Origin of the sequence: Sphingomonas sp. Leaf28 (assembly GCF_001421685.1) — a bacterium.
In the GTDB taxonomy this organism is placed as follows: domain Bacteria; phylum Pseudomonadota; class Alphaproteobacteria; order Sphingomonadales; family Sphingomonadaceae; genus Sphingomonas; species Sphingomonas aurantiaca.
Window position 1 is genome coordinate 334,271 of the sequence record NZ_LMKX01000007.1, and the last position, 26,337, is coordinate 360,607.

Genomic DNA, 26,337 nt, shown 5'->3' on the forward strand with positions numbered 1-26,337 from the left:
GCTCGGTTGGCGGTATTCCATGGCCGAACAGCCGACCTTGGCGCGGCATGCCCGCCTGAACCGCGTGCGCGTCGCAAAGCCGACCGGCCCCGCGATGGTCTCGATCCTCAGGTCTGATTGCCTCATCGGGGCGCAGCGGACGCGCCACCTTGGCGACGCGACCAGATGCCAGGCTGAGGGCGAGTGAAATCTGCACTATTCGAGCCGATTGATTCTTGCGAAATGCTGCATTCGTGCTGGGTACGGTATCCGTTCGGTCGATGGAAGCCACGGAGCGGAACCATTTTCCGCGTGCGGCGGTCAATAAAGGGCGGCAGCCGGTGAAAGCTAGTACAGAGCCGTAAGACCAGCATTTTAGGGATCGTGGCTATCGTTCTACGCCATTTGGGGAATACTTCGTGCTGTGGTGTCGAAGACCGGTCAATTCATGGTAGCCTACGTCAGGAGCGCCTGAACCCGCTGGAGGGGGCGGGGAGCCGTATCAGGACCAAGATTCGTCGTCGTACAAGCACGCTACGCGTCTCAGGCCGGCGTCCACCGGTCTCGACCAAAGCAACTCCGCGCTTGCGCCGGGTCCCGCAACGGCTCACTTCGCCGACACCGAACAACCGTAGCGGAGAATCCGAATGACCGAGACCGCCGACTATACGCCGCCCAAGGTCTGGACGTGGAACAAGGAAAGCGGGGGCCGGTTCGCCAGCATCAATCGCCCGATCGCCGGTGCCACGCATGACAAGGACCTGCCCGTCGGCAAGCACCCGCTCCAGCTTTACTCGCTGGCGACGCCCAACGGGGTGAAGGTGACGGTCATGCTCGAGGAACTGCTCGCGGCAGGGCATGTGGGCGCCGAATACGATGCCTGGCTCATCAAGATCATGGACGGCGACCAGTTCGGCAGCGGCTTCGTCGAGGCCAATCCGAACTCGAAGATCCCGGCGCTCGTCGATCGCAGCGGTGCAACGCCGATCCGGGTCTTCGAGTCCGGATCGATCCTCGTCTATCTCGCCGAGAAGTTCGGTGCGTTCCTGCCCACCGATGCCGCCAAGCGCGCCGAGGTGCTGTCGTGGCTCTTCTGGCAGATGGGGGCGGGGCCGATGCTCGGCGGCGGCTTCGGGCATTTCTACGCCTATGCACCGGTGAAGATCGAATATGCGATCGACCGCTTCGCGATGGAGGTGAAGCGGCAGCTCGACGTTCTCGACCGACGCCTGGGCGAGAGCGAGTATGTCGGCGGCAACGACTATTCTATCGCCGACATGGCGGTGTGGCCCTGGTACGGCGCGCTGGTGAAGGGGCTCGTCTATGATGCCGCCGAGTTCCTCCAAGTGAATGAGTATAAGAACGTCCAGCGCTGGACCGACATGATCGCCGCGCGGCCTGCGGTGAAACGCGGGCGGATGGTCAACCGCGTTATGGGCGAGCCTTCCAGCCAGCTCCCCGAGCGCCACGACGCCGCCGACTTCGAGACGCGGACGCAGGACAAGCTCGACGCGCTGCGGACCGACGGCGCGCCGGAGTAATACTCGACCAGGAAGGTTAAGCGGTCTGACACGCACCCGACGCCGCGGCCCGGCTCAGGTGCGTGTCGAGCGTTACCTAGTCATCCCCGATGGCGTTGAGGATGCGATAGGCGGCACCGACGTCGCGCTCGACGACGGCGGCGGTGAAGCGTTCGATGATGGCGCGGAACCGGTTGGTCGGCGCGCTCGCCGCGGTCAGGATCGGGCCGTCGATCAAGCGACTTCCCCATTCGATGCCGAGCCGCTGCGTTTCGTCATCCGCGCCGACCGCGATCGACGGGAAGGGCAGCTTCATCTTCGGCGATGCGAAGCCGTGACCAGTGAGCCCGGCCCGTTCGGGCGCCACGAGCAAGGCGCCGGAAACGTTCGCCGTATAGGATTTCGGCGACAGCCGCGCCCACCATGCGGCCGCCGCGCACGCGCTTCCCTGTGCCAGCAGCATGACGGCCCGGTCGGAGATTGATACGGCTGCGTCGATGCGCGCCGCCGTTGCGGTTCGCTCTGCAACGGTACGGCCCCGAACCGCGATCTGCTGCAAATCGGCAAACCGCGGGAATTCCCGGAACCGGTCGAAGATCGAGACGGAATTTTCGGGGACGAGCGCGATGAGCTTCAGCCGATGGCTTTCCAGGACAGCAACAGACACGATCCGGTCTCCCATTCCATGAGCGCATAGGCTGCCTAATTCGGACCTGGCGCGCAATGCCGTTGATCGGATACGAGCCAGACCGGTCTATCTCGGCTCCAGGTTGATTCCGCGCCTTACGCGTTGCTGGCTTATCCAATCCTTCGAAGGGCGCTGCCTTGCCAAGGCGCGGGCGCGACGCCAACACTGAGCCTGTGAGGGAGAAGCCTGTGATGTCCGAAGAATATGCGCGCGGGCGGCGCGATGGACTGCGCCTGGCGCTATCCATCCTCGAAGCAGAGGAAGCGAAGTGGGAGGCCTTGCTCGGCGAGAGCCCGTCATGGCGGACCAACGCCACGCGCGCGATCCGCCACAAGGCCTATCAGGTCGCGCGCAAACGCGTACAGACCGCGCTCAACCGGTTCCTCCCCAAGTCGGAATCCGCGTTGCCGGTCGAGGTCGCGTCGATGATCGATCAAGCCGGACTCTAGGCAGAGCGGAGCTGCGCGAGTCGGTCTACCAACCCAGGCCTAGGTGACCGTGCCAGCAGGCGCCGCGCAAGCGGCCATCGGCGTCTTAGGCCAGTCCGCCCTGCTGCGGCTCTTCGACATGCTGGAAAGAAACTCGCCCAACGGGATGGCGATCGTCGCGCGCGTTTCTAGCCCGCGTCTGCGGCCACTCTCTTCGCCATCACCGGCCGTCCACCAGTTCGTCGTAAAACGCACCCCTTGAATTGTTATACACATAGTACATAAAGCTTGACACGGGGTCGTCACTTATAGATTGGCGTTCGGGGGTCATAGGACTCGAACACTCTCGACAAGTAGTAAAACTCCGTTCTCTAGATGAATGAAAACAAGACAGAGAGTCGAACAGATACCGATAATGTAATCGAGTAATTATGGATCGCGTAGAGGCGGGGTTGCTTGCGATGTGCCGCGTGCAACGACGGCCGACCGTGCGTGAATAACGGACGATCTATCAAATAATGATAAGTGTCCGCCTCAAAGGCGGCTCAAGCAGGAGCAGGATTATGTCACGCGTACTTTCGCGCGCGCTTTGTCGCGCCGCCACGCTTTCCGCCGGTCTGACGGGCGTTACCGTCCTGGCCGCTTCTGCCGTAGCGCAACAAGCCCCGGCGAGCGACGGCGCGGAGGGGCAGCGCGAGCCGGCGGTTCCGGTTGCGGGCAATGCCGCGGGAGCGTCGGTCGAGCCGTCCGAGGCGCCGCTGGCCGTCGCATCCGATGCCGAGGACGACGCGGCCAAGTACCGACGCTTTGATGCGCTCGCCGAACCGGGCCTGACCACGAGCGTCCCTGGCTCCGCGGACTCGCTGCTGCGCGATGCGGGTGGTGTCCGCAGCATGCTCGCCGAGCATGATATCGGCATCCAGGCGCGTCTGAGCATGGTCGGCCTCTACAACCCGCTCGACACGGGGCAGCCCTATGCGCCGCAACGCTATAACGGCCAGCGTCCGACGCTGCAGTATCAGGCGACCAACATCGTCACCACGATCGGCCTCGACAAGTTCGGGCTCGCCGATGCGAAGCTGATCCTCGGCTATAATTCGCAGATCACGACGTTCCGGCCGAATGGACAGAACACGGTCGGCTTCAGGAACATCGCGCTCTACCAGAGCTTTGCCGACAATAAGATCGAGCTGAAGCTCGGTATCATGCCGAATTATTATGAGTGGGTCGGCTTCTTCGTGGGCGGCAGTCCTGTACTGGCATCGGGGCTTACCGGCCTGATCCCGATCCAGGCCGGCCTCAGCGCAGATCCTGCCGCGACACCCGCCGTGAACCTGACGTTCCACGCCAAGCGGGGCGGCTATCTGAAGCTGGGCGTGCAACGCAGCACGGCGCCGGCGGGGACGCCGTACGAACTCGACCATAACGGCCCCAATGTCGCGTTCAAGATGAAGGACGCAGGGCCGCTGTACATCGGGGAGGTCGGCGTCAAGCGACCCGCCTCGAAGGACGGCAAGCAGATCTGGGTCCGTGCCGGCGCGCTCTACAATGATTCGAACTATACGCGCTTCGACGGGCAGGGCACCGCGGCGAACAAGACGGTCTACGGCGCGGCGGATTTTCAGCTGACCCAGCCGGACCGGGCGCAACCGTCGCATGGCGTCTACGCCGGTGCGAGCGTGTTCTGGGCGCCGAGCAACGTCAACAGCATGACGCAGTTCTACGAAGGACGGGTCTATCACCTCGGACCGTTCGCATCGCGCCCGCTCGACTCGGTCGCGCTGCGGGTCGGCTATACCAAATTCTCCGACGACGCGCAGACTGCGAACGCCGCGCAGGAGATCTACGCCAACGATCATCAGTTTTCGGTGACCGGCAGCTACACCTTCCACGCCACCCACGGTCTCTACCTGACGCCGGGTGTCGCCTATATCAAGAATCCCTCGTTCATCGGCCGGTTCAAGGACGCGCTGAACCTGTCGGGGACCATCTACGTCCTGCTGTGATGACGGCCTCCATTTGTTATATAGATAGTACATTACTGATTGACACGGCGTCGCCGCGGCATAGGATGCCGCCATATCCAGCCGGGCAGCACCACGCATTCCATCGGAAGTAGCGCCGCCTTCGCCAACGATTGCCAGCCTCGGCAGGGAGGCTTGGCGCCGTGTCGCACGCCCACCGACCCCAGGTCCAAATGCAAAAGGCATTGGACACGCAAGGAGAGAGCCGATGCCGATCGCTTATGCAAGACGCCGGTCGCCAGCCGATGCCGGGCTGGTCGCGCAGTGAGCGGGGCAGTCCCTGTCAGTGACGCCGACGAGGCCATCGCGCTCGGCGAACGGTTGCGATCGCAGCGCTGGACCGGGCTCCAGATCCTGGTGGTCGCGATCTGCGCGGCGATCAACGCGCTGGACGGGATGGACCTGCTCATCATGTCCTATGTCGCGCCGTCGATGGCGGCGGACTGGAACATCGGCCTCGCGACGCTGGGCGTCGTGTTCAGCGCCGGACTGTTCGGGATGATGGTCGGCTGCGTCGTGGTCGCGCCATTCGCGGACACCTGGGGCCGCCGGCCGATCGTGTTGCTGGCGTTGACGGTCATGACGATCGGGGCGCTCGGTTGTGGTTTTGCGCCCGATCTCGTCACCTTCTCGATCCTGCGCGCGCTAACCGGAATCGGCATCGGCACATTGCTGGCCAGCGTCGCGGCGCTCGTCAGCGAATATGCGCCTGCGGGCCGTCGCTCGCTCGCCATGGGCATATTTCAGGCTGGCTATCCGATCGGCGCGGTCGGAACCGGGCTTGTCGCGCTCTACACGATCCCGGCCTTTGGTTGGCAGGCGACACTGATCGGGGCAGGGGTCATCAGCGCCGCGCTTCTACCGGCCGTCTGGGCATTGCTGCCGGAATCGGTGACGTTCCTCGAGACGCGGCAGCCCGCCGGCGCGCTCGCGCAAGGCAATGACCTGCGCCGCCGGATGGGTTGGCCGGAACTGGCCGCGCTTCCGCCACTGGCCGAAAAGGGGTCGCTGCCACGGCCACGCGATCTGCTCGCGCCTGACCTCTGGCGCGCGACCGTTACGCTGTGGATGGCGACCTTCCTGAGCTTTGCGGTCCTGTATTTCGTGACCAGCTGGATCCCGAAGCTCGCGGTCGAGAGCGGGCTCAGCCAGTCCAAGGCGCTCTGGGCAGGCAGCATCTTCAACATGGGCGGCGCGATCGGTGGATTGCTGATCGGGTGGCTCGCGATGCGCAACTCGATCGGCCGGTTGATCGCGATCTTCTTCGCGATCTGCGCGGTGTTGATGATGATCTTCGCGCAAAGCCTGCCGCTGACGCTGATCCTTGTCACCGCCTTCGCACTCGGACTGACGTTGCAGGGCGGGTTTACCGGCTTCTACTCGCTGTCGGCGCAGCTCTATCCGGCAAAGATCCGCGGCGCGGGGATTGGCTGGGCGGTCGGGATCGGCCGCGGCGGCGCGATCATCGGCCCGATCGCGGGGGGCGCGCTGCTGGCGGCGAAGCAGCCGCTATGGGTGACGTTCGCCTGTTTCGCGGTGCCGCTGGTGCTCTCCGGCGTGCTCGCCGCAGTCGCCGCCCGGCTCGGCCGCCTCTCCGTATCCGATCGCTGAACCGAAAAGGACTCTGCCATGACGGACACAATGGTGCTGAACCAAACCGGCGTCGCCTTCGAAATGGCGTTTCCCGCGATCGTCATCGGCGCGGGCGCAACCGGGCTGACCGCCGCGCTCGCGCTGCGCGACAAGGGGGTCGAGGTCCTCGTGCTCGAGCGCGATGCCACGCCGCTGGGCTCGACCGCGATGTCGACCGGGCTCATCCCCGCCGCCGGCACGCCCGAACAGCGCGCAGCCGGGATCGACGACAGCGCAGAGATCTTCGCGGCGGATCTGATGCGCAAGACAAAAGGCGGTACCGAAGGGGACATCGCGTTGCGTCTCGCCGAGCAGTCAGCCGACACGATCGCATGGATGCGCGATGTCCACGGCGTGCCGCTCGATCTGGTCGACGGCTTCCTGTACCCCGGGCACAGCGCGCGGCGGATGTACGGCACGCCGCGTCGCTCGGGCAGCGAACTGATGGGTGCGCTCGAGGCGGCCGCTGAACGCGCGGGCGTGACGCTGCTGACCGACGCGACCGTCGAGGCGCTGCACGCCGACGGCGACCGGGTCACCGGCATCCGCATCCGACGGCCCGATGGCACCGCGGAGGACATCGGTTGCGACGCCCTGATCCTCGCCTGCTCCGGCTTCGGCGGCAACAGCGACATGGTCGAGCGGTTCATCCCCGAAATGGCGGGCGCGGTGTTCTACGGGCATTTCGGCAACAAGGGCGATGCGATCGCCTGGGGCGAAGCGCTGGGCGCCGCGACCGGCGACATGCAGGGCTATCAGGGGCATGGCGGGCTCGCGGTCGGGCATGGCGTGCCCATTCTCTGGCCGCTGATCATGGAAGGTGGCTTCCAGGTGAACCTCGACGGCGACCGCTTCTCGAACGAGGCGGCGGGCTATTCGGAACAGGCGGCAAAGGTCAACGCGCAGCCTGGCGGGGTCGCGTGGTCGATCTTCGACGCGCGGCTGCATGCGTTGATGCTCCAGTTCGACGACTATCGCGACGCGCTGTCCGCGGGCGCGGTGATCGAAGCGGCGGATCTCGACGCTCTGGCGGACGCCACCGGGCTCCCTCGCGACGCGCTCGCAAGGACCGCGGGGCAGGTGGCGCAGATGGTCGCCGCGGAGGCTGAAGACCCGTTCGGACGCGACTTTACCGGCAAGCCTGTGCTCGCACCGCCCTATCGTGCCGCGAAGGTCACCGGCGCGCTGTTCCACACGCAAGGCGGCCTGGTCGTCGACCGCGACGCGCGCGTGCTGCGTGCGGACGGGACGCCGCTGCCAAACCTGTATGCGGGCGGCGGTGCGGCGCGCGGCGTCTCGGGGGCGGGCGCGGACGGCTATATGGCGGGCAACGGATTGCTCACCGCAACCACCTTCGGCAAGCTGGCGGGGCGCGCCGCGGCCGAAGCGATCGGCCGGGCTTGAGCGTTCAGCCGGTCGCCCCGGGGTAGATCCAGGGGCGGCGCCTGCGGTCGTCCGCGAGGAACGCGTCGATCTCCGCCCGGCGCAGCAGCGTCAGCGCAATCGCGTCCAGCCCCTCGAGCAGCATGTGCCGGGCTTCCTCGCCGATCTCGAAGCTCCAGGTCGCGCCCGAGGCTGCACGGATCTCGCAGGCGACGAGATCGATCGTCATCGGGCCCGGTGCCTCGTCCGCAAGCTGGGCGACGACATCCGCCGGCTGCACCACCGGCACGATCCCGTTGCGGACGCAATTGCCCTGGAAGATCGGATTGAACGACGGGGCGACGACCGCGCGGAAGCCATATTCCGCGAGCGCCCAGGCGGCGTGCTCGCGGCTCGAACCGCAACCGAAATTGGTCCCCGACAGGAGGAATTGCGCGTCGCGATACGCGGCTTGGTTGAGGATGAAGCCGGGGTCCGGCTCGCGCCCGCCGATCTCGGTATAGCGCCACCCCGCAAACAGCCCGTCCTCGAGCCCGGTCTTGCCGACGCTCTTGATCTCGCGCGACGGGATGATCGCGTCGGTATCGACATTGTCGCGCAGCAACGGGGCGGCGACGGCGGTGCAGGTCGTGAAGGGCGTCATGGGGTATGTTCACCGCGCGCTGGGCTGACGATCCGTCCGGCGATCGCAGAGGCTGCGACGGTTTCGGGCGAGGCGAGGTGGGTTCGCGTTCCGGGGCCCTGGCGGCTCTCGAAATTGCGGTTGGTCGAACTGATCACGCGCTCCTGCGGTCCGAAGCTCTCGCCCCCCGCATAGAAGCACATCGAACATCCCGCCTCGCGCCATTCGAAGCCGGCATCGAGGAAAACCTGGTGAAGCCCCTCGGCTTCCGCCGCGATGCGGACCTGGCTGGAGCCGGGCACGCAGATAGCGCGGACATGCGGGGCGACGTGTTTTCCGCGCAGGATCTCAGCCACCCTTCGCAGGTCCGAGACACGGCTGTTGGTGCAGGAGCCGATGAACGCCGCGTCGATCTTCAACCCGACGATCTCCTGCTCGGGCTTCAACCCCATATAGTCGAGCGCCCGCACAACCGCCTCGGCTGTATCGCGGGGGGAGTCGCCGGTCCTGGGAACCGGTGCGCCGAGCCGCATCGCCTGTTGCGGGCTGGTTCCCCAGGTGATCATCGGCGCGACGTCGGACGCATCCATCGACCACTCGCGATCGAAACAGGCGTCGTCGTCGCTGGAAAGGTCGCGGCCGGCCTCCACCGCTTGCGTCCACAACGCGCCCTGTGGGCTGAACGGGCGTCCTTCCAGATAGGCGAAGGTCGTGTCGTCGGGCGCGATGATCGCGGTAAACGCGCCAAGCTCGGTCGCCATGTTGCACAGGGTCAGCCGCTGATCGACATCGAGCGCGGCAATCGCCGTCCCCGCATATTCGACCACCAGGCCGCGCGACCCCGCGGCGCCGATCTGCTCGAGAATGTAGAGCGCAAGATCCTTTGCGGTGACGCCCCGCGACAACTGTCCCGACACGGTAATCCGCATTGTCCCAGGCTTCTGGATCCGCAGCGTTCCCGTAGCGAGCGCATGCTCCGCCTCGCTCGATCCGATTCCCCACGCTAGCCCCCCGAGCGCGCCCTGCGAGCAGGTGTGGCTGTCGGGGCAGACCAACGTGCTGCCCGGCTGGATGATACCCTGTTCGGGCGAGATGATGTGCACGATACCTTGTCGCGGATCGCCGATGTCGAACATCGTGATGCCGGCCTTCTTCGCCGCCTCGCGGGTTGCGACGATGAAGTTCTTGCCGGTGGGCATCAGCGTCTCGTCGGTGCGACCCGGTCGCGTGTCGACGACATGGTCCATCGTCGCGAAGGCGCGTTCGGGTGCCAGCACGCTGTATCCCGCGCTCTCAAGGCTCTGCAACGCGACGCCGCCGGTCCGCTCGTGGAGAAGCACGCGATCGATCGCGATCAACGCCGCGCCATCGCCCAGGTCGGCGATCCGGTGCGCCTCCCATATCTTGTCGAACAGGGTCTTTGCCATCTGGCTCACGTACCAGACGGGACGGTGATTTGCTATAGCATTAGCACAATTCAACGTCTTGAGTTTTAATGCTGTGCCGACTTTCGGGGCTGCGCTAAGGTCGCGCCATGGCAAGAGGCAAGGACGGTTCGGGCGTGGCAGTTGTACCGGTTCAACGCGCGGATGCCGTCCCGCTTTATCACCAGATATTCTTGGCCTTGCGCGATGATATCCTGCGTGGTCGGCTGGCGTTCGGGGCGTCGGTGCCCACCGAGCATGAACTCGGCGCGCAGCACGGCGTCTCGCGGATCACGGCGCGGCGCGCGTTGCACGAGCTGGCGCTCCACAAGCTGGTCGAACGCCGCCGCCGGACCGGTACGCGCGTGGTCTACCAGGCCTCCACCGTGCCGATCGAGGCGAATGTCGACCAGGCGATCGAGTCCCTCATGGCGTTCGGGCGCAACACGCCGGTCAAGGTCGTCGACCTCGCCAAGGAACCGGCGCCCGCGGACATTGCAGACATTCTGGAACGGCAGGCGGAGACGATCGTGTATCGCGCGCGACGCATCCGCCATACCGATCACGAGCCGCTCGGCCTGGTGACGAGCTGGATGCCCGCCGATCTTGGCGTCAAGCTCACCAAGCGGTCGCTCACCGCCAACCCCATCCTGAAGCATCTCGCCGATGCGGGCGTCGTGATCGCGGGGGGGCGGCAGACCGTTTCCGCGCAGCATGCCGGCGCCGACACGGCCGCGCTGCTCGGGATCGAGCCGCGCGACGCGATGCTGCGGATCGAGCGAGTCATTCTCGACGACGGGGGCAGGCCGGTGCTGTTCACCATCGCGGACTATCGGGCCGATCGCTACCGGATTAGCCTCGATCTCCAAAGCGGCACACGGCCTGCTATAGGCTGACATCAGGCCAGCGCGGCCGCGATCCTGTCCTCGCTGAGCCCTGCCTCGCGCAACAGTTCGGCGCCGTGCTCGCCGGGGGTCGGCAGGCCGAGCCGACGCGGCATGCGGCTGCCGTCCACTTCGATCGGAAGCCCGGGCAGGCGGGTATTTGTTCCGTCTTCGAGCGTGAGGTCGACGAGCCCGCCGCCGGCACCGAGATGCCGATCGTCGAACAGGTCGGACGGCGTGGCGATCGGCGCAAACGGCAAGCCGAGTCGCTCGAGTAGCGCGACGGCCTCCGCGCGGCTCATCGCGCGGAAACAGTCGCGGACGGTCGGCAGGATCCTCTCGCGGGCCTCGACCCGCTGGTTATTCGTGGCCAGCGTCGCGTCCGCGAGAAACGCGTCCAGTCCGAACGCTTCGCAAAAGGCGACCCATTGCCCGTCGCTGACGACGCCGACGAACACCTGCTCGTCAGGCAGGCGCGTCTCGAACACGTCGTAGATCGCCCAGGCGGAGATCCGGTCGGGCATTGGTCGCGGTGCCTTTCCGGTCACTGCTTCCTGCGCCATGTGCTGTCCGACCAGAAAAGCCGTCGTCTCGAACAGCGCGCACTTCACGTCGCCGCCGCGCCCGGTACGATGACGGCGTTCGAGCGCGGCGAGGATCCCGATGACGCCGAACATCCCGCCGGTGATATCGACCACCGATGCACCTGCGCGCAGCGGGCGGCCGGGTGGACCGGTCATATAGGCAAGCCCGCCCATCATCTGCGTGACCTCGTCGAGCGCGGTCCGGTTCTCATACGGGCCGGTCAGGAAGCCCTTGGCCGAGCAGTAGATCAGCCGGGGATGGCGCTCCGCAAAATCGTCGGGTCCGAGCCCGAGCCGGACCAGCGTGCCCGGCCGGAAATTCTCGATCAATATGTCCGCGCCCTCGACCAGCGCGATGGCGGCCGCCTTGCCGACTTCGCTCTTGAGATCGAGGCAGATGCTCCGCTTGTTGCGGTTGAACATCGGGAAATATCCCGCGCCCGAGCCGAGCAAATGCCGTGTCTGGTCACCCCCCTTTGGCTCGACCTTGATCACGTCGGCGCCGAGATCGGCCAGGATCAGGCCAACCGACGGTCCCATCACCATATGCGTGAACTCGATCACCCGGATACCGCTCAGCGGCAACGCCTCGTCGATCATGTCATCTCCCATTCCAAATCCGTGCAACCTTACCCATGCTCGACAGGTTGTCTCAATTGTTATATGTATAAGACATAAAAGCCAAGGTGAGTCGAATGGCATCGCAGATATTGATCAGTGAGGTAGGCCCACGGGATGGCTTGCAAAATCTCGCCCAAGTGCTGCCGCCGGCAGTCAAGAAGGCCTGGATCGCGGCCGAGGCAGCCGCCGGCGTGACCGAAATCGAGGTCGGGAGTTTCGTCCCCGCAAAGCTGCTCCCCCAGCTCGCGGACACCGCGGAGATCGTCGCCTTTGCACGAACGATCCCGGGCCTCACGGTTGCGGTGCTGGTACCCAACGCCAAGGGCGCGGCGGCCGCGATCGCGGCGGGCGCGCACAAGATCACCTTGCCGCTGTCCGTGTCCGAAACGCACAGCCTCGCCAATCTTCGCCGGACGCACGAGCAGGTGCTCGCCGAGGCACGCGCCATTGCTGACTTGATCGCGGCGCTGCCGGTCGAGCAGCGTCCGCATTTCGAGGGGAGCTTGTCGACGGTCTTCGGCTGCACGCTCGAAGGCACGATCCCGGATGCGCAGGTCATGCGGCTGGCCGAGGCGCTGATGCAGGCCGGGTGCGACGAGATCGGGCTCGCGGACACCACCGGCTATGCGGATCCCGCCGGCGTGCGGCACATGGTCCGGATGGTGCGCGATGTCGCGGGTGCCGCCGCGGTGACCGGTATCCACCTCCACAACACGCGCGGGCTCGGGCTCGCCAATGTGCTGGCCGGGCTCGACGCTGGCCTGACGACCTTCGACTCGTCGCTGGGCGGGCTGGGCGGCTGTCCGTTCGCACCCGGCGCGAGCGGGAATATCGTCACCGAGGACCTCGTGTTCATGCTCGAGGCGATGGGGCTGGATACCGGAATCGATATCCCCAAGCTCCTAGCGACGCGAGCGATACTGGCGGAAGCTCTGCCCGACGAGCCGCTCTACGGCTTCGTACCCGATGCAGGGCTCCCGCTCGGGTTCGTGCCGGCGATAGCGCGGCCGCAACACGAATTGGAGATGGCAGTATGACCGACATGCTCGGCACCCGCATGGTTGCAGACGACCGCACCGCCCGGCAGATCTTCGAGGAGGTCATGTCCAACCCCGCCCGCGCGAAATTCGGGTTTGGCGAGCGGCTTGCGATCGTCAACGTCGATATCCAGAACGCCTATACTCGGCTCGACGAGTTCAAGACCGCCTATGAGACGGACCCGCGCCAGATCGATCATGTGAACCACATCAGCCGGCTCGCGCGCAAGCGTGGCATGCCGGTGATCTGGACCCGCGTTGGCTATCACGGCACCGCGGCGGACGCGGGGGTCTGGGGCACGCGCAGCGACACGCCCGACAGCCTGCAGAACATCACCTACGGGTCGCGCCGCCATGCGTTCGACGATCGCTGTGAGATCGATGCGGCGGTCGACCTGGTCTATGACAAGCGCATGCCATCGGCCTTTTTCGAGACGCCGCTGCAGAGCCTGCTGGTCTGGCACAAGGTCGATACGGTCGTGATCACCGGCGGCTCGACCTCGGGTTGCGTCCGCGCCACCGCGGTGGATTCGCTGAGCCGCGGCTATCGCACGATCGTCCCGCTCGAGACCTGTGCGGACAAGCATGAGAGCTACCACTTCGCCAATCTGACCGACCTTCAGCTCAAATATGCCGATGTCGAGCCGGTCCAGACCGTGGTCGACTGGCTGGAGGCACGCTGATGCGCGAAGGCGAAGCCGATCCAGGCCTGTATGATTTCCGCCCCTATCGCGACCGCACGCCGATTCGCTGGCCCGATGGCAAGTCGATCGCGGTATGGGTATCGCCCAATCTCGAATATTACGAGATCGACCCGCCCGCCAACCCGCACCGCAAGAGCTGGACCAAGCCGCATCCCGACGTCGTCGGCTATGCGCACCGCGACTATGCCAATCGCGTCGGCCATTGGCGAATGGCGGAGGTGATGAGCAAGCACGGCTTCCCCGGCTCGGTCTCACTGTCAGTCGCGCTGTGCCAGCATATCCCGGAGATCGTCGCGGATGCGAATGCGCGCGGCTGGGAGTTCTTCAGCCACGGCATCTACAATACGCGTTACTCCTACGGGATGGACGAGGCACAGGAACGCGCGATCATCGAGGATTCGATCCGCACCGTCCGCGAGGCGACCGGGCAGACGATCCGCGGCTGGCTTGCGCCCGCGTTGACGCATACGCCACGCACGCTGGACCTGATCGCCGAATATGGCCTCACCTACACCTGCGACCTGTACCATGACGACCAGCCAGGGCCGGTGCATGTGAAGTCCGGCAAGCTCATTTCGATGCCCTACAGCCTCGAGGTGAACGACCATTATGGCTTCTTCATCTACAATATGAGCCCGCGCGACTATGCCGACGCGCTGATCCGGCAATATGACCGGCTGGCGGCGGAGGGCGAGACGTCCGGCACCGTGATGTGCATTCCGCTCCACGCCTATTTGATCGGTCAGCCGCATCGGATCGGCGCGTTCGAGGAGGTTCTGCGCCATATCGCCGCGGACGGGCGGGCATGGATCACGCGCAGCGGCGATATTGCCGACCATTTCCTGGCCAATGGGTATGACTCGGCCGCCGCCGATGCCGCCCGCTTCGCGGAGAACGGCCGATGACTCTCGACCCGAACTACCTCGTCTACGAGCGCCGCCGTCGCGGCATGGATCATGATCTGTACCCCTGGTCCAACCTGTTCGAACGCCAACCGATCGCCTGGGAGGGCGATACGGTGGTCGCCGTGCCGATCGTCGTCTCGCTCGAATGGTTTTCGATCCAGCCGTCCGCGACGCCGTTCCTTGCGCCTGGGCATATGCAGACCGCCTATCCCGACTATCGCCACTATACCGCGCGGGAATATGGCACGCGGGTGGGCTTCTACAGGCTGCTCGACGCCTTTGCTGCGGTCGGCGCAAAGGTCACCGTCGCTGCCAATGCCGCGATCGCCGAGCGCTATCCGTCGATCATCCGCGACATCGTTGCCGCCGGGCACGAGATCGCCGCACACTCGACCGACATGAACGGCACGATCGCGTCCGGTCTGGATGAGGACGCCGAACGTCGTCTCATTGCGCGCGCGCTCGATGGCCTCGAGAAGGTCGCCGGAACGCGCCCACGCGGCTGGCTTTCGATTGCCCGGTCGCAAAGCTGGAATACACCGCGGCTGCTGGTCGAGGCGGGGCTCGACTATATGCTGGACTGGGTGAATGACGACCTTCCGTACCGCATCGCGACGCCGTCCGGCACGATCCTCAACATCCCGCTGAACCATGAACTGTCCGACCGCCAGATCGTGACCGTCCAGCAGCAATCGGCGGAGAGTTTCCGGACCCAGCTGGAAGATGCCTGCATGTGGTTGGAAAGCGAGGCGGCGCGGTTCGGCGGACGCATGCTACCGATCCACCTGACCCCGTACGTCATGGGGCTTCCCTATCGGATCGGCGCGTTGGAAGCGCTGCTCGGCACGTTGCGCGGCCGAACTGGCGTAGGCTTTCTGCCAGCGTCCGAAGTCTCGCGGCAGATCGCCTCGCAAATTGCGTAGGTTATAGTCCTGGCATCTGACCACTGCCGACCATCATGCGCCCAGGGGACCCCATGCAGGCATGGCGCGGGTTGGTCGAGCCATTCGCTGCGCGTTGGGATTGCGCAGGCGTTGCGTTGGTCGTCGCCATCGACCGCGTCACGGTACGATCGGAAGCGTGCAGCCAGGAGCGATGTCGCCGCGCGCGTGTCGTCGAAGAGCAGAGGCTGATAACCGCCTTACTTGATGGGTCCTATGGCACGGACAGCGGTCCCGGCAGTTGCCGGGGGAACCACGTCAGGAGAGCGTCCGAAAGCGCCGTAGCGACAACAGAGGGGGTGCCCGATCGTGTGCCGCTAGCGCGCACCGTGGTCGCCTGCCCTGTCCATACGACGTGATTATCGCGGCGCAGCGACACGGTCACTTCGAGACGGGTCACGATCAGACCGTGCAGCTGATCCTTCCCCGAAGGCAAGGTCAGCGACAGACCGCCAAGCCCGGCCGCCATGGCCGGCCGATCCGACCGATCGGTGCCCGACCGGACGACGCCGCGCTGAGTCTGCGATACCTCAACCCTTGCGACGTAAAGGCTGTGGTTTGCGTCGGGGAGGGGCAGGAAAGGTGTTCGAAGGAGCGTTCGCTGAACGGCGTCCGTGAACGTTTTCGTGATAGCGGGAGACGTGGTCGGACTATCAGCAGCTACGATCGCTATCGTGCCGGGCCTGACCGCGGTGGTGGCAGCCGGCGATTGCACGACGGCTGCTGCCGCAGCCAGAGGAATTAAGTACATCAAACAGGATCCGATGATTTAAAAGTCTATTTGATGTCGCCCGACACGTCGGAGGTATGCGATCTCTCGTCTCAGCTCCGGCATTCCGCCTTGGTTCGATTACAGAAGATCTTCGATCCTGAATGGCATCTCGCGCAGCCGCTTGCCCGTCGCATGATGAATGGCATTGGCGATGGCGCCTGCACAGCCCGTCATGGCGACTTCGCCTAGCCCCTTTGCGCCAAGGGCATTGATGAGAGGATCGGGTCGATCGATGAAGCCGACGTCGATGGACCCAATGTCGGCATTCACCGGGACGACATAGTCGGCAAGATCGTTGTTCAGCCAGCCGCCATAGCGCGGATCGACTTCGGTCGCTTCGCGAAGCGCAGCACCGATGCCCCAGATCACGCCGCCCCGAACCTGGCTCTCGGCTGTGCGCGGCGAGATCACCCGTCCACAATCGGCAATGCTGACGACCCGTGGCACACGGACGCGCCGCGTACCGGGTTCGACATGAACTTCAACGAAGTGGGCAATGTAGCTGTAGGTCGTAAAGGTCGAGTAATCCGGCCCGACCAACGCCATGCCGCCCTTGCGCAGCGTCGCCAGGTCCTTCGGACCCTGATCGACCGCAACATGCTCGACCTCAACCTGGAGCGAGGGACGCCGAACGGTGGCAAGCTGTCGGTGAAGGTTCCCCGCCACCTGACGCCCGGCCAGTAGCGCGGCCATGGCAACATTCAGCTTTGCGGCCGCCTCTGCCGCTGCGGGCACGACGCTCGCGGTGCCCCAGGATCCCGCCGTCGTATGCTGTGGCGCTACGCTGGTGTCGCCGATCGCGATCTCCAGTTTCAAAGGATCGATCGCCAGTTCGCGTACGAGAACCTGCTCGATGGTCGAGCGGATCCCCTGGCCCATTTCATGTCCGGCAGCCGCAAACCGGGTCGTACCGTCGGCATTCACGCGGAGCGTCACGATGTTGGGATGGGCAGAGCCTGGATAAGCGCCCGATGCTACGCCCCAGCCGACCTGCGTGCCGTCAGGCAGCGTCATCGAGCCTGGCTGGAGACTGCGCCGTTCCCAACCAAACCGACGTGCGCCCTCCGTCAGGCATTCCGACAGATAGCAGGACGAGAGTTTCTGGCCGTGGATCGGGTCGGTCGTCGCGCGGTGGCGTAGTCGGAAGGCGACCGGATCGACGCCTAGCTTGAGAGCGAGTTCGTCCACCGCGCTCTCGAACGCAAAGCATGATGGATGCGGGGTCGGCGACCGCATATATCCTGGCGCCTGCGTATCGATCCGCAGATTGGCGGCGGTCCCGTGGTAATTCTCGATCCCGTACAGCATGGGCACGGACTCATGGTAGTCGGGCGGGAACTGGCCTTCGCGCGATTGCTGTTGATCGGCGTCGTAGCGCACCGCGATCATCTTGCCGCTGGCATCCGCACCGATCTCGATTCTGTGACGGTTTTTTGGCCGAAAGGTCGCGTTATGGAAAATCTGCCCGCGTGGCAGGACGAGTTTGACCGGTCGGCCGAGCAGCATTGCGGCGCGGGCGACGAGGGCGGTCTGGCGCTGTGCCCCACCACGCTGGCCGAAGCCCCCGCCGATCTGTGGGCTCCTTACCGTCACCTGCTCGGGCGTAAGGCGCATGTTGCGCATGACAGCACCCTTTGTGTTGCTGCTGCTCTGCGTGCTTTCGTGGATGGTGAGTTGCCCATTCTCCCATATTGCCGTGGTCGACAGCATCTCGATCGGGTTATGGTGCTGTGGCGGTGAGACATAGTCCGCCTTGTGCCGGGTGACCGCGCGCGCCATCGCCCGCATCGCATCGCCCGCCGTAACCGGCTTGACGGCTTCGCGCACCATCCCCGGCTGGTCGATCAGCGAGGTGAACGCGGGGGCGACGGTGTAGATCGGACGGATGGCCTCGGCGCCCTCGATCGCAGCCTCGAGTGTCTCGGCGACGACGAGCGCAACCGGCTGCCCGCGATAGGCAATGTCCGTCGTCAGCGTCGCAGGCGGGGGCGGTGCGCCAGGGGTCGCAGGCGGGGGCGGTAGAAAGTCGCTCGAAGTCAGCACGCGGACAACGCCCGGCACCTGCATCGCCGCGTCGATCGACAGCGCGGCAACGCGCCCCTTCGCGATGGTTGCCGGAACCTGCATGGCATACAACAGTCCGGCGACCTGATGGTCGGCGCCATAGCGCGCGGCACCCATCACCTTCTCGCGGGCATCGGCACGGGGACGGTTGGGGAAGGGGGCGGTCATGACCGGTTCCTAGCTGCGGCAATTGTCAGGGCATCGGCAACGGTCCGTGCGCCGAGTTCGATCTTGAAGCCGTTATGCTGGCCAGCCTTGGCATCGGCGAAGGCGGCGTGTCCTGCCGCCAGTGCGGTCGCCGGGGTCAGGGGCTTACCCGCCAGCAGCGCTTCTGCCGCGGTCGCCCGCCATGGCTTGGTCGCCACCCCGCCAAGTCCGATCCGGGCGCGCGTCACGGTGTCACCGTCCATGTCCAACGCGACGGCGGCCGAGGCGATAGCGAAGGCATAGCTCTCGCGGTCACGGATCTTGTGATATGTCGAATGCCGGCCTGCCTTCGTCTTTGGTACGACGATAGCCGTGATCATCTCGCCTGGCTGCAAGGTGAACTCCAGGTTCGGCGTGCTGCCCGGTAGGCGATAGAGTTCGGCAATCGGGATGGCGCGGCTACCGCCGGCGCCTAGCACCTCGACATACGCATCGAGCGCGACGAGCGCGACGGGCCAGTCACCTGGCGAGACGGCGGTGCACGACGAACTCTGGCCGAGCACAGCCTGGCCGCGGTCGAGCCCGCCGATCGCCGCGCAGCCCGAACCCGGTTCGCGCTTGTTGCAAGGGTAGGTGTTGCCGACCGACGTTCCGCCCGCACCGTTTCGGAAATAGAGGCAGCGGGTCCGCTGAAGCAGGTTGCCGCTGACTGTCGCCATATTGCGCAACTGCTGAGAGGCAGCCTTCCACAACGCCTCGGCAAGTATGGGATAATCACGCAGCACGACCTTGTCGGTCGCGACGGCGCTCATCGGCGCGAGGGCCTCGAAGCGCAGCCGCTCGCCGTTCGTCTCGATCGCGTCGAGCCCTCGGATCGTCGTGACGTCGATGAGATGCTGGGGCTTCTCAATGTCGAGCTTCATCAGGTCGTAGAGCGAGGTGCCGCCTGCGATATAACGCGCTCCAGCGCCCGCCGCCATAAAGGCTTGGACTGCCGCGGCGGCGCTTTCGGGGCGTGCATAGGTAAAGGGACGCATCAGACCTTCTCCCTTCCCGCAACCTGCTCGATCGCCGCGACGATGCCGACATAGGCGCCGCAGCGGCAGATGTTGCCGCTCATATATTCGCGAATGCGGTCCTTCGATGTGGCGTTGCCTTCGCGCACGCACGCCACCGCCGCCATGATCTGTCCGGGTGTGCAATAGCCGCATTGCAGGGCGTCGTGATCGATGAAGGCCTGCTGCATCGGATGCAGCGTCTCGCCATCGGCAAGCCCTTCGATCGTCGTCACTGCACGTCCGTCCACCTTGGCCGCTAGCGTAAGGCAGGACGCGACACGCCGACCGTCGACGTGAACGGTACACGCGCCACACTGGCCGTGGTCGCAGCCCTTCTTGGCGCCGGTCAGGTGCAGTTGCTCCCGCAACAAATCGAGTAGCGATGTCCGCACATCGATCTCTACCGGTACCGCCTTGCCGTTGACCGTCGTCCGGATCGCCATCCGGACGCCCACAGGCTTGGCGAGCGGTGCTGCGATCGCCGGATCGCTCTCAGAAATAACGCTCGACGCTGTCAGCGCGGCGGTACCACCGAGCGCGGTGCGCCGCGTCAGCGGCATGCCCAGCAAGTGCTCCATATCAGGCATCAGAAGACCTCCGGACGGGTACTTGCCGTCCCAGGCATTCGTAACGGAAACAGACTCTTAGCTAAAGCGCCTAGTTTGATCATCCTGCGCTTTGTTATGATTGCAGCACATGGCGTCAACGTATTCAAGTCAGTCGATAGGCCTGTTCTCTTTGGGCAGGGGGGGGCGGCTCGAGAAGCCGACGAGCTCGCCATTGGTGGCTTCGAACTGCCACGAATGCCTGCACGCGCTCGAACTTTTCACTTTGGCAAAGCATCTTGATGACGTCATCGCCGAGCTTCGTGCCGAGAGAGTCATGGCCACCCGGCACAACGACAACAAACGGTCGACCGCTTGTGGTAGAGCGATACGACATCGGCGTTGCCCGTCCGCCAGCGGGTAGCCGGGCGCGCCACCGCGCAGGTGCCAGCCGGTCACCATGGCTGGCGACACGACCAATCGGTCATGATCTCTCATCTCACGAGCGTGCCGCGGCCCTCCTCGATACGCATGTCGATTACCGGGTGCTGCGCGCGCTGCCGCCACCTGCCCGTTATCCCGTCGTCACACCGCAGGGGCTGGTCCGCACCGCTGTAGTGATCGACGTAGAGACGATCGGGCTCGATCCGGATCATCCGATCATCGATCTGGCGATCCAGCGTATCGCCTTCGATGCCCGTGGTATGATCGTACGGGTCGGTCAGGTCCGACAGTGGTTCGAGGATCCCGGTACAGCGATCCCGGCGGAGATCACCCGGCTGACTGGCATCAGCGATGCCGATGTCATCGGCAAACGGATCGATGCCGACGAGGCGGCAAGCCTGATCGTCAGCACCACCGTCGCCATCGCCCACAATACCGCTTTCGATGCCCCCCGGGTCGAGCGACGTCTGACTGCCATTGCCGCCATGCTTGGGCGTGCTCGTGCAACGAGGTGGCGTGGCCGAAGCTTGGCTTCGACGGCCGCAAGATCGGTAAGCGCACGTGGCGGCGCGAGATTGCGGCGGCGGATGAGCCAGTATCGCGTGAATGGCTACGCGATGTCTGTTCCTGTCGCCAACCGCGGGTAACGCACATAACCTGGAATCAATGGCATCGAGGGTGAATGCGGACGGTCCGCCTTTCGGTAGATTGGGTGGAAACCGGGGCACATACGGCCCATGGCGCACACGGGGAGCCCGGCTCGTTCCAATCACAGATTATCTGTGACCCAAAAGGGTTTGTTAGGTTTGTCAGTGGCATGTGGCCAAGACATGCTCAATCGACGGACCATTCGAGGCGCGGCCTTACGCATCGGTCGGCGGACCTCGCACTTTGCTCGACGCGCAAAGATTCAGGCTCCCCGATTCACTCTTTACGAAGGTCGGACACAGTGCCTCGACGGACTCGTCGAATCCGGCGACGCGTTGGTTGGCGCAAATAGTGCGCCCGAAGTCGCACCGACGTCGCTGCGGCCTCGGTACATCGCTGGTCCCAAGGCTGTCATCGTATTACTCGTGCTGGCCGTGACGCTGTGCCTGGGCACGCTCATCTACGTTCAACACGCCAACAGCCTCATCGTCGACAACGACATGCAGACCGCGGTCAAGTTGAGCGAGATCGCCGCACGCTTCGATCACGAAGATGGGAATCTGTACCGCCTGCTGGTAGATGCGTCGGCTAACGGCCGCGCCGCTGACAGCGACACGCGCCTGGCCGATATCCGCCACAGGATCAATCAGATCAGCGCCGACCTTGCTGGGCAGCGAGACGTGCTCGACCCTGAAGACAGCTATCGTGCTACTCGGGCCGTCGCCGAACTTGGCAAATATGATGACGCGGTTGGCGTGGTATCGTCGATGCTCGAGGTCGACTTTACCGCCAGCGTCACCATGCTGCGCCCGTTTCGCTCCAATGCGGATCGCGTATTGGCCGAGGTCAAGGCGATTGCCGCGTCAGGCATTGCCGATGCTCACCATCACGCCGAGGACGCTGCCTGGCGGACACGGTGGCTTGTCGCCCTGGTCACGGTTGCGGTTCTTGTTGTGGCCGGCCTATCCTATGCTTGGCTGGCATTGGCGGCTGAACGCGGCGTGCAGCTGCGGGAGGAGATCCAGCGCCGAAGCGTTGCGGAGCAGGAGGCGCTGTTGCTTGCGCGCACCGATGCGCTGACCGGGCTCATCAACCGTCGGGAGTTCGGTAACGCGCTCGAACTCGCCATAGACGCTGCAACGACCGCTGGCAGCGGATTATCGATCGTGCTGATCGATCTCGACGGCTTCAAGGACGCCAATGACACGCATGGCCATGCTGCCGGTGACACGGTCCTTATGGCGGTTGCGCACCGGCTGCATAGCATCTGTGGGGATCACGGCATTATTGCGCGCCTGGGCGGGGACGAGTTCGCTATCCTCGTGCCGGACGAAAAGGATATGAACGGTGGCATGGCGTTGGCCCGTCAGGCGAGTAGCGTGCTGCATCAACCGCTCTCGTGGCGCAGCAACATGATCACGGTCGGTGCCAGCATCGGCGTCTCCCGCTTTCCAGAAGACGGTGCCGCTGCCAGCGAACTACTGCATGCCGCCGACATCGCGATGTACGAAGCCAAGCGCGACAGTAAGGGCGGCGTCTGCCTGTTCTCCCCATCGATGGAAGCCGCGCGGTTCGAGCGCCGTCGCATGGAGCAGGAACTGCGCGAGGGTATCGCCCTCGATCAAGTCAAACCGTTCTACCAGCCTATCGTTCGCTTCTCGGATGGCGGCCTTTGCGGCTTTGAGATCCTGGCACGTTGGCAGCATCCTCGTCTTGGGCTCCTCACACCCGACGCCTTCATCCGGCTTGCCGATAGCACCGGTCAGATCACGGCGATGACCCATTCGATCCTGCGACAGGCGTGTATCGATGCCCGGCATATTCCCGCTCACCTGCGGCTGGCATTGAACATCTCACCGACCCAGTTCGAAGAGCCGGGTCTGGCCGAGACGCTGATCGCCATCATCCTCGCCGAAGGGGTGTCGCCAGCGCGGTTCGAGATCGAGATTACCGAGGACGCCGTGATGGACGACATCGTTGCGGCCGAACGCGTTCTGGCGACCTTCCGCAACAGCGGGATGACCGTGGCACTCGACGACTTTGGCACCGGCTATTCCAGTCTATCCAACCTGCGGCGCCTCAGGTTCGACAAGATCAAGATCGATCAGAGCTTCGTCAAATCGCTCACCGCGAGCGTCGAGAGTGAGAAGCTGGTCGACGCGATCATCGCACTGGCGCTCAGCTTCGGCATGAAGGTAACGGCCGAGGGCATCGAAGACGCCTCGGCGGCCGAGATGCTCTTGCGAAAAGGGTGCACGCAGGGGCAGGGCTACTTTTTTGGCAAGCCGGCGTCGTTTGGTGAGGTAGCTTCCCTGCTCAGCCTGCCTCGCGAGGTCGCGGCATAACTCTCTCGGACCCGCTATGAGGCCCAACCGGACGTGAGGATCAGGCCCGGATGAGTTGGTAGCTCGCGACCTCGAACCGTTGTTGACCCTGCCCTAGAATGCGAGGCGCAGGCCACCGCGCACGCGTCGATCCGCGGGGATCGGTGACACCGCCGCGCCGTTGGCCAGGGACAGGTTCTCGCCTGCCACAAACGCTTCGAGCGCGGGAGTAAGGCGGAAGCCAACGCGCGCATCGAGGGCAAGCGCATCATCTACATGGTAAAGGAGAAGCTGCGGGGTCGAGGAGAACGCAAATTGGCGGGTCGCCGACGTGTAGCGCGCTACGCCGGCAATCGACAGCCTCCCGGCGTCATAGCCCAATGTGAGATTGGCCTTGTGAACCGGTGTCGTTGATCGAGGCGACAGAGCATAGGGGATGGGGAGTGTAAGCGCCGTCAACTGCTCGTCGGTATGTATCCAGGTGTAATTGCCACGCCATGTAAGACTCCCGATCGCGCCGGAGGCGGACAGCTCGGTTCCATAGGTGGTGTAATTTCCCGTGGCCCGAAACCGGGCCACGAGCGAGGGTTGCGGCGACAGGAACAGCTCGGTCTGCAGTCCATCGCCGGGTGAGGCAATGGCGTTCTCGGTCCTTGTGACAAAGGCGGTGGCCTCGAGGCGGGTGGCCCCAAGCGCATGGCTATAGCTCATCTCACCGCTCCACATGAGCACGGGCGAGAGGCGTGGGGAGCCTGCAACGAAGACCGGAATCGGCGACGGTGTGGCGATCGGCAGGCGGCTTCCGAATGTTGCGAGCGAAGGCAGCTGGTATCCGCGGCCGCCGTTGATACGCAGCAGCCCCTGCTTGCCGGTATGAACGAGCACCGCGGCATTGAAACTGAACCGGGTGAAGGCGCGGTCGAAATCACGTGGATCGTCATAGGCGGGCTGCGAAATCATACCCGACTGATGGAGCCAGAGCTGGTCGAGCCGCCCGGCAACTGTCAGCGAGACACGATCATCCGGATGCAGGTCGAGCATCGCATTGCCCGATACGACGTCATAGGCGATGCGCTCGGCAAACTGGAACGCGGAGACCAAACGATTGTTGCGGTACTCCACGCCCAGCCGCAGCATGTTCGTGCTGTCCAAGCTCACCAACGAGGATGCCTGCGTGACGATGATCCTGTTCTTGAGCACAAGCGCATCGTTGGCGTTGGCGATCGTGCCGGCACCATATTTGGCATTAAGCCAGTTGATGTAGCCGTTCAACGTGACGCCGCCCCAGCTCGTGTCCCGCGCGACCGAGCCATGAACGTTGCTGCTGAGATAGTGCTGGTTGGACAGCAGCTGGCTTGGCAGATACTCAACCTGCCTGTTGACGGCATGACCGCCCCCGATAACAGCCTCCAGTCCGTCGAATACGGCGGTAACGTCGCCCGAAATCTGGTCGCTGGCGACATCGAAGACCCGGAGGGGCTGCGCAAGCCTCGACGAGACATTGCGCTCGTCCTCGCGTGCATGGGCGCCGGCCATGCGAAGTCCGATCATCGGCGTGATGGGCAACGTCAGCGATCCTGCCAGCTTGCCGATCCCGTGGTTGCCCAGCTCCGCCGTAGCGGCTGCCGACGGAGCGTCCCCGACACGCCGGGTGATAATGTTGACGACGCCGCTGGCAGCGTTGAACCCGAACAGGGCATTGGCAGGGCCACGGACCAGCTCGATCTGCTGAATCTCTTCCAGCTGGACGCCGAGCAGGTTCCAGTCGGTCATTCCGTAATGATCGAGATAGACCTGACGACCGTCCACCAGAACCAGCAGCCGCGCATTGTAAGTCTGCACGCCGCCGCGAACGGCAACATCGCTCTGACCCGCAGTCCAGCGGTTCACATCGACGCCAGCATAGGTCTTGAGCAACCCGGGGACATCACGCGCAGGCGAGCGGGCGATATCAGTCCGCGTGATGACGACAGTCGATGCGGGCAATTCGGAGGCACGTTGCGGCTTGCCAGTGACACTGGTCGTGACCGGCTCACCGACGGTCTCCTGTAACGCCTGATAGTCGACAGCCTGCGCGAGCGCTGCCGCAGGACATAGTGCAACGCCAGTCAGCAGAAGCAGACGCAGGCTCGCGCACGGAACAGATACGCGCATTGTCAGATTTCCTTGACCAGCATGAGGAATGCCGATCCGAAGCGGATATTGGCGGCTCGGGCCGCAGCCCGGTTGACGGTGATCTGGACCTTCGGCGAGGCGGTGACGCCAACCACGCAACGGCCGGTTTGCACGCAGGCGCGGTCCGAGGATATGGTCAGGACCGATGCACGGTTTGCAGCTATGGCAATGCTGCCCTGTTCCGTGCGCAGGCCTGCGGTCACAAATGCTACCCGGTATCCCGACAGCGAGCCCATCGTCGAGACCGGCACCCGATGGGCTCGGACGACGCTGCGTCCGACAGACAACCCTGACCCGACCGCTCGCTCGATCGATGCGGCCTCCGCTTCCGAAGCCGCGTCGCCAGGGTCATAGAGGATGGCGACCGTAATCAGTCCTGTCGGACTTGGCTGAACGAACGAGACGACACGCACCGCGATCGGCACGTTGAGTTCCGCAGCGAGCGGCGCGGCGCAACCCAGCGCAATAGGGCCGACCGCCAACATCCAAGGCTTTAACAAGATAGTCCCCCGCGCGCCCGCTCCAGCGGTTCGCAGGGTGCATGACACCGAGACGTCTACGTCTGGTTAATCTTCAGTGTTTTGCGGTCGTTACACGACGGCATGGCTCACATCGCACTTTCGGCCAGATGGCGGAAGCAAAAAAACTGAGGTTCGAAAGTCGCGACTTTGGCGAATGCGAAGCGTCCACAATGGTGGATAGCAGCCTGGCCGCTTTCGTGCATCGATCGGCGCAGGCGGACGTTTTTCAGACGCGCCCCAAGACTACCTGAGCGCTAGCGGCG

Annotated in this window: 22 protein-coding genes; 13 read left to right on the plus strand and 9 right to left on the minus strand. The window is 64.6% G+C overall.

Going from position 1 to position 26,337, the window contains the following annotated elements; genetic code table 11:
• The first annotated feature begins 19 nt into the window (after positions 1-19).
• Positions 20-187, plus strand: a complete 168-nt coding sequence (locus ASE79_RS21630; protein WP_235516811.1) for a hypothetical protein — start codon at positions 20-22, stop codon at positions 185-187.
• Between the two features lie 439 nt (positions 188-626).
• The gene (gene yghU, locus ASE79_RS08020; RefSeq protein ID WP_056414451.1) at positions 627-1,520 is read left to right on the plus strand and encodes a glutathione-dependent disulfide-bond oxidoreductase; all 894 of its coding nucleotides are present in this window, start codon (positions 627-629) and stop codon (positions 1,518-1,520) included.
• Between the two features lie 76 nt (positions 1,521-1,596).
• Here the strand turns inward: yghU and ASE79_RS08025 are convergent, their stop codons facing one another.
• The gene (locus ASE79_RS08025) at positions 1,597-2,181 is read right to left on the minus strand and encodes an alpha/beta hydrolase (RefSeq protein ID WP_056414453.1); all 585 of its coding nucleotides are present in this window, start codon (positions 2,179-2,181) and stop codon (positions 1,597-1,599) included.
• Between the two features lie 197 nt (positions 2,182-2,378).
• On the opposite strand from ASE79_RS08025, the gene ASE79_RS08030 reads away from it, so the two are divergent.
• The 4 genes from ASE79_RS08030 to ASE79_RS08045 all read left to right on the plus strand — a co-directional run bounded on the left by ASE79_RS08030 (position 2,379) and on the right by ASE79_RS08045 (position 7,675).
• Positions 2,379-2,636, plus strand: a complete 258-nt coding sequence (locus ASE79_RS08030) for a hypothetical protein (protein ID WP_056414456.1) — start codon at positions 2,379-2,381, stop codon at positions 2,634-2,636.
• Positions 2,637-3,178: 542 nt separating this feature from the next.
• Positions 3,179-4,621, plus strand: a complete 1,443-nt coding sequence (locus tag ASE79_RS08035) for a carbohydrate porin (RefSeq protein ID WP_056414461.1) — start codon at positions 3,179-3,181, stop codon at positions 4,619-4,621.
• Positions 4,622-4,903: 282 nt separating this feature from the next.
• The gene (locus tag ASE79_RS08040; RefSeq protein WP_056414463.1) at positions 4,904-6,250 is read left to right on the plus strand and encodes an MFS transporter; all 1,347 of its coding nucleotides are present in this window, start codon (positions 4,904-4,906) and stop codon (positions 6,248-6,250) included.
• Between the two features lie 18 nt (positions 6,251-6,268).
• Positions 6,269-7,675, plus strand: coding sequence for an FAD-dependent oxidoreductase (locus ASE79_RS08045; protein ID WP_056414466.1), 1,407 nt, complete (start codon positions 6,269-6,271; stop codon positions 7,673-7,675).
• A gap of 4 nt (positions 7,676-7,679) precedes the next feature.
• Here ASE79_RS08045 and leuD read toward each other — a convergent pair whose 3' ends face one another.
• Both leuD and ASE79_RS08055 read right to left on the minus strand, forming a co-directional pair.
• Positions 7,680-8,297, minus strand: coding sequence for a 3-isopropylmalate dehydratase small subunit (leuD, locus tag ASE79_RS08050; protein ID WP_056414470.1), 618 nt, complete (start codon positions 8,295-8,297; stop codon positions 7,680-7,682).
• Positions 8,294-9,703: a 3-isopropylmalate dehydratase large subunit gene (locus tag ASE79_RS08055; protein ID WP_056414473.1), complete on the minus strand. Its 1,410-nt coding sequence runs from the start codon at positions 9,701-9,703 to the stop codon at positions 8,294-8,296. The genes leuD and ASE79_RS08055 overlap by 4 nt, the downstream gene beginning before the upstream one ends.
• A gap of 107 nt (positions 9,704-9,810) precedes the next feature.
• On the opposite strand from ASE79_RS08055, the gene ASE79_RS08060 reads away from it, so the two are divergent.
• A complete protein-coding gene (locus ASE79_RS08060; RefSeq protein WP_082445178.1) occupies positions 9,811-10,596 on the plus strand; it encodes a GntR family transcriptional regulator in 786 nt (261 codons plus the stop codon).
• Between the two features lie 2 nt (positions 10,597-10,598).
• On the opposite strand, the gene ASE79_RS08065 is transcribed toward ASE79_RS08060, so the two are convergent.
• Positions 10,599-11,768: a CaiB/BaiF CoA transferase family protein gene (locus ASE79_RS08065; RefSeq protein ID WP_235516812.1), complete on the minus strand. Its 1,170-nt coding sequence runs from the start codon at positions 11,766-11,768 to the stop codon at positions 10,599-10,601.
• 95 nt (positions 11,769-11,863) lie between these two features.
• Here ASE79_RS08065 and ASE79_RS08070 point away from each other — a divergent pair, with 95 nt between their 5' ends.
• From ASE79_RS08070 to ASE79_RS08085, 4 genes are read left to right on the plus strand one after another with little or no spacing between them, the layout of a single operon-like run.
• Complete coding sequence (locus ASE79_RS08070) at positions 11,864-12,826, plus strand: hydroxymethylglutaryl-CoA lyase (RefSeq protein WP_056414482.1); 963 nt, start codon at positions 11,864-11,866, stop codon at positions 12,824-12,826.
• A complete protein-coding gene (locus ASE79_RS08075) occupies positions 12,823-13,509 on the plus strand; it encodes an isochorismatase family protein (protein ID WP_200910342.1) in 687 nt (228 codons plus the stop codon). The genes ASE79_RS08070 and ASE79_RS08075 overlap by 4 nt, the downstream gene beginning before the upstream one ends.
• Positions 13,509-14,435 (plus strand): polysaccharide deacetylase family protein, encoded by a 927-nt coding sequence (locus ASE79_RS08080; RefSeq protein WP_056414484.1) that lies wholly within the window; start codon positions 13,509-13,511, stop codon positions 14,433-14,435. The genes ASE79_RS08075 and ASE79_RS08080 overlap by 1 nt, the downstream gene beginning before the upstream one ends.
• Positions 14,432-15,358 (plus strand): polysaccharide deacetylase family protein, encoded by a 927-nt coding sequence (locus tag ASE79_RS08085; RefSeq protein WP_056414487.1) that lies wholly within the window; start codon positions 14,432-14,434, stop codon positions 15,356-15,358. Before ASE79_RS08080 ends, ASE79_RS08085 begins: the two co-directional genes overlap by 4 nt.
• An 868-nt stretch (positions 15,359-16,226) precedes the next feature.
• Here ASE79_RS08085 and ASE79_RS08095 read toward each other — a convergent pair.
• Genes ASE79_RS08095 through ASE79_RS08105 form a run of 3 tightly spaced genes read right to left on the minus strand, consistent with a single transcriptional unit; the run spans position 16,227 to position 20,004 of the window.
• Positions 16,227-18,380: a xanthine dehydrogenase family protein molybdopterin-binding subunit gene (locus ASE79_RS08095; RefSeq protein ID WP_056414493.1), complete on the minus strand. Its 2,154-nt coding sequence runs from the start codon at positions 18,378-18,380 to the stop codon at positions 16,227-16,229.
• Positions 18,377-19,396, minus strand: a complete 1,020-nt coding sequence (locus tag ASE79_RS08100) for an FAD binding domain-containing protein (protein ID WP_056414494.1) — start codon at positions 19,394-19,396, stop codon at positions 18,377-18,379. The genes ASE79_RS08095 and ASE79_RS08100 overlap by 4 nt, the downstream gene beginning before the upstream one ends.
• Positions 19,396-20,004 (minus strand): (2Fe-2S)-binding protein, encoded by a 609-nt coding sequence (locus tag ASE79_RS08105; protein ID WP_056414497.1) that lies wholly within the window; start codon positions 20,002-20,004, stop codon positions 19,396-19,398. Before ASE79_RS08105 ends, ASE79_RS08100 begins: the two co-directional genes overlap by 1 nt.
• A 503-nt stretch (positions 20,005-20,507) precedes the next feature.
• On the opposite strand from ASE79_RS08105, the gene ASE79_RS20320 reads away from it, so the two are divergent.
• Complete coding sequence (locus tag ASE79_RS20320; RefSeq protein WP_162237021.1) at positions 20,508-21,053, plus strand: exonuclease domain-containing protein; 546 nt, start codon at positions 20,508-20,510, stop codon at positions 21,051-21,053.
• Positions 21,054-21,479: 426 nt separating this feature from the next.
• A complete protein-coding gene (locus tag ASE79_RS08115; RefSeq protein ID WP_056414503.1) occupies positions 21,480-23,399 on the plus strand; it encodes a putative bifunctional diguanylate cyclase/phosphodiesterase in 1,920 nt (639 codons plus the stop codon).
• 93 nt (positions 23,400-23,492) lie between these two features.
• Here ASE79_RS08115 and ASE79_RS08120 read toward each other — a convergent pair whose 3' ends face one another.
• Both ASE79_RS08120 and ASE79_RS08125 read right to left on the minus strand, forming a co-directional pair.
• Entirely contained in the window at positions 23,493-25,532 is a 2,040-nt protein-coding gene (locus ASE79_RS08120) for a TonB-dependent receptor plug domain-containing protein (protein WP_056414506.1), read from the minus strand.
• Between the two features lie 2 nt (positions 25,533-25,534).
• Entirely contained in the window at positions 25,535-26,035 is a 501-nt protein-coding gene (locus ASE79_RS08125) for a YfiR/HmsC family protein (RefSeq protein WP_235516813.1), read from the minus strand.
• Positions 26,036-26,337: the final 302 nt, after the last annotated feature.

What these genes read in the sequence shown, in the direction of transcription:
- ASE79_RS21630 (WP_235516811.1), top strand. Translation starts at nt 20, where the DNA reads ATGGCCGAACAGCCGACCTTGGCGCGGCATGCCCGCCTGAACCGCGTG.
- ASE79_RS08105 (WP_056414497.1), bottom strand. Translation starts at nt 20,004, where the DNA reads ATGCCTGATATGGAGCACTTGCTGGGCATGCCGCTGACGCGGCGCACC.
- yghU (WP_056414451.1), top strand. Translation starts at nt 627, where the DNA reads ATGACCGAGACCGCCGACTATACGCCGCCCAAGGTCTGGACGTGGAAC.
- ASE79_RS08055 (WP_056414473.1), bottom strand. Translation starts at nt 9,703, where the DNA reads ATGGCAAAGACCCTGTTCGACAAGATATGGGAGGCGCACCGGATCGCC.
- ASE79_RS08085 (WP_056414487.1), top strand. Translation starts at nt 14,432, where the DNA reads ATGACTCTCGACCCGAACTACCTCGTCTACGAGCGCCGCCGTCGCGGC.
- ASE79_RS08060 (WP_082445178.1), top strand. Translation starts at nt 9,811, where the DNA reads ATGGCAAGAGGCAAGGACGGTTCGGGCGTGGCAGTTGTACCGGTTCAA.
- ASE79_RS08030 (WP_056414456.1), top strand. Translation starts at nt 2,379, where the DNA reads ATGTCCGAAGAATATGCGCGCGGGCGGCGCGATGGACTGCGCCTGGCG.
- ASE79_RS08045 (WP_056414466.1), top strand. Translation starts at nt 6,269, where the DNA reads ATGACGGACACAATGGTGCTGAACCAAACCGGCGTCGCCTTCGAAATG.
- ASE79_RS08065 (WP_235516812.1), bottom strand. Translation starts at nt 11,768, where the DNA reads ATGATCGACGAGGCGTTGCCGCTGAGCGGTATCCGGGTGATCGAGTTC.
- ASE79_RS08075 (WP_200910342.1), top strand. Translation starts at nt 12,823, where the DNA reads ATGACCGACATGCTCGGCACCCGCATGGTTGCAGACGACCGCACCGCC.
- ASE79_RS08120 (WP_056414506.1), bottom strand. Translation starts at nt 25,532, where the DNA reads ATGCGCGTATCTGTTCCGTGCGCGAGCCTGCGTCTGCTTCTGCTGACT.
- ASE79_RS08080 (WP_056414484.1), top strand. Translation starts at nt 13,509, where the DNA reads ATGCGCGAAGGCGAAGCCGATCCAGGCCTGTATGATTTCCGCCCCTAT.
- ASE79_RS08025 (WP_056414453.1), bottom strand. Translation starts at nt 2,181, where the DNA reads ATGGGAGACCGGATCGTGTCTGTTGCTGTCCTGGAAAGCCATCGGCTG.
- leuD (WP_056414470.1), bottom strand. Translation starts at nt 8,297, where the DNA reads ATGACGCCCTTCACGACCTGCACCGCCGTCGCCGCCCCGTTGCTGCGC.
- ASE79_RS08095 (WP_056414493.1), bottom strand. Translation starts at nt 18,380, where the DNA reads ATGACCGCCCCCTTCCCCAACCGTCCCCGTGCCGATGCCCGCGAGAAG.
- ASE79_RS08100 (WP_056414494.1), bottom strand. Translation starts at nt 19,396, where the DNA reads ATGCGTCCCTTTACCTATGCACGCCCCGAAAGCGCCGCCGCGGCAGTC.
- ASE79_RS08035 (WP_056414461.1), top strand. Translation starts at nt 3,179, where the DNA reads ATGTCACGCGTACTTTCGCGCGCGCTTTGTCGCGCCGCCACGCTTTCC.
- ASE79_RS08070 (WP_056414482.1), top strand. Translation starts at nt 11,864, where the DNA reads ATGGCATCGCAGATATTGATCAGTGAGGTAGGCCCACGGGATGGCTTG.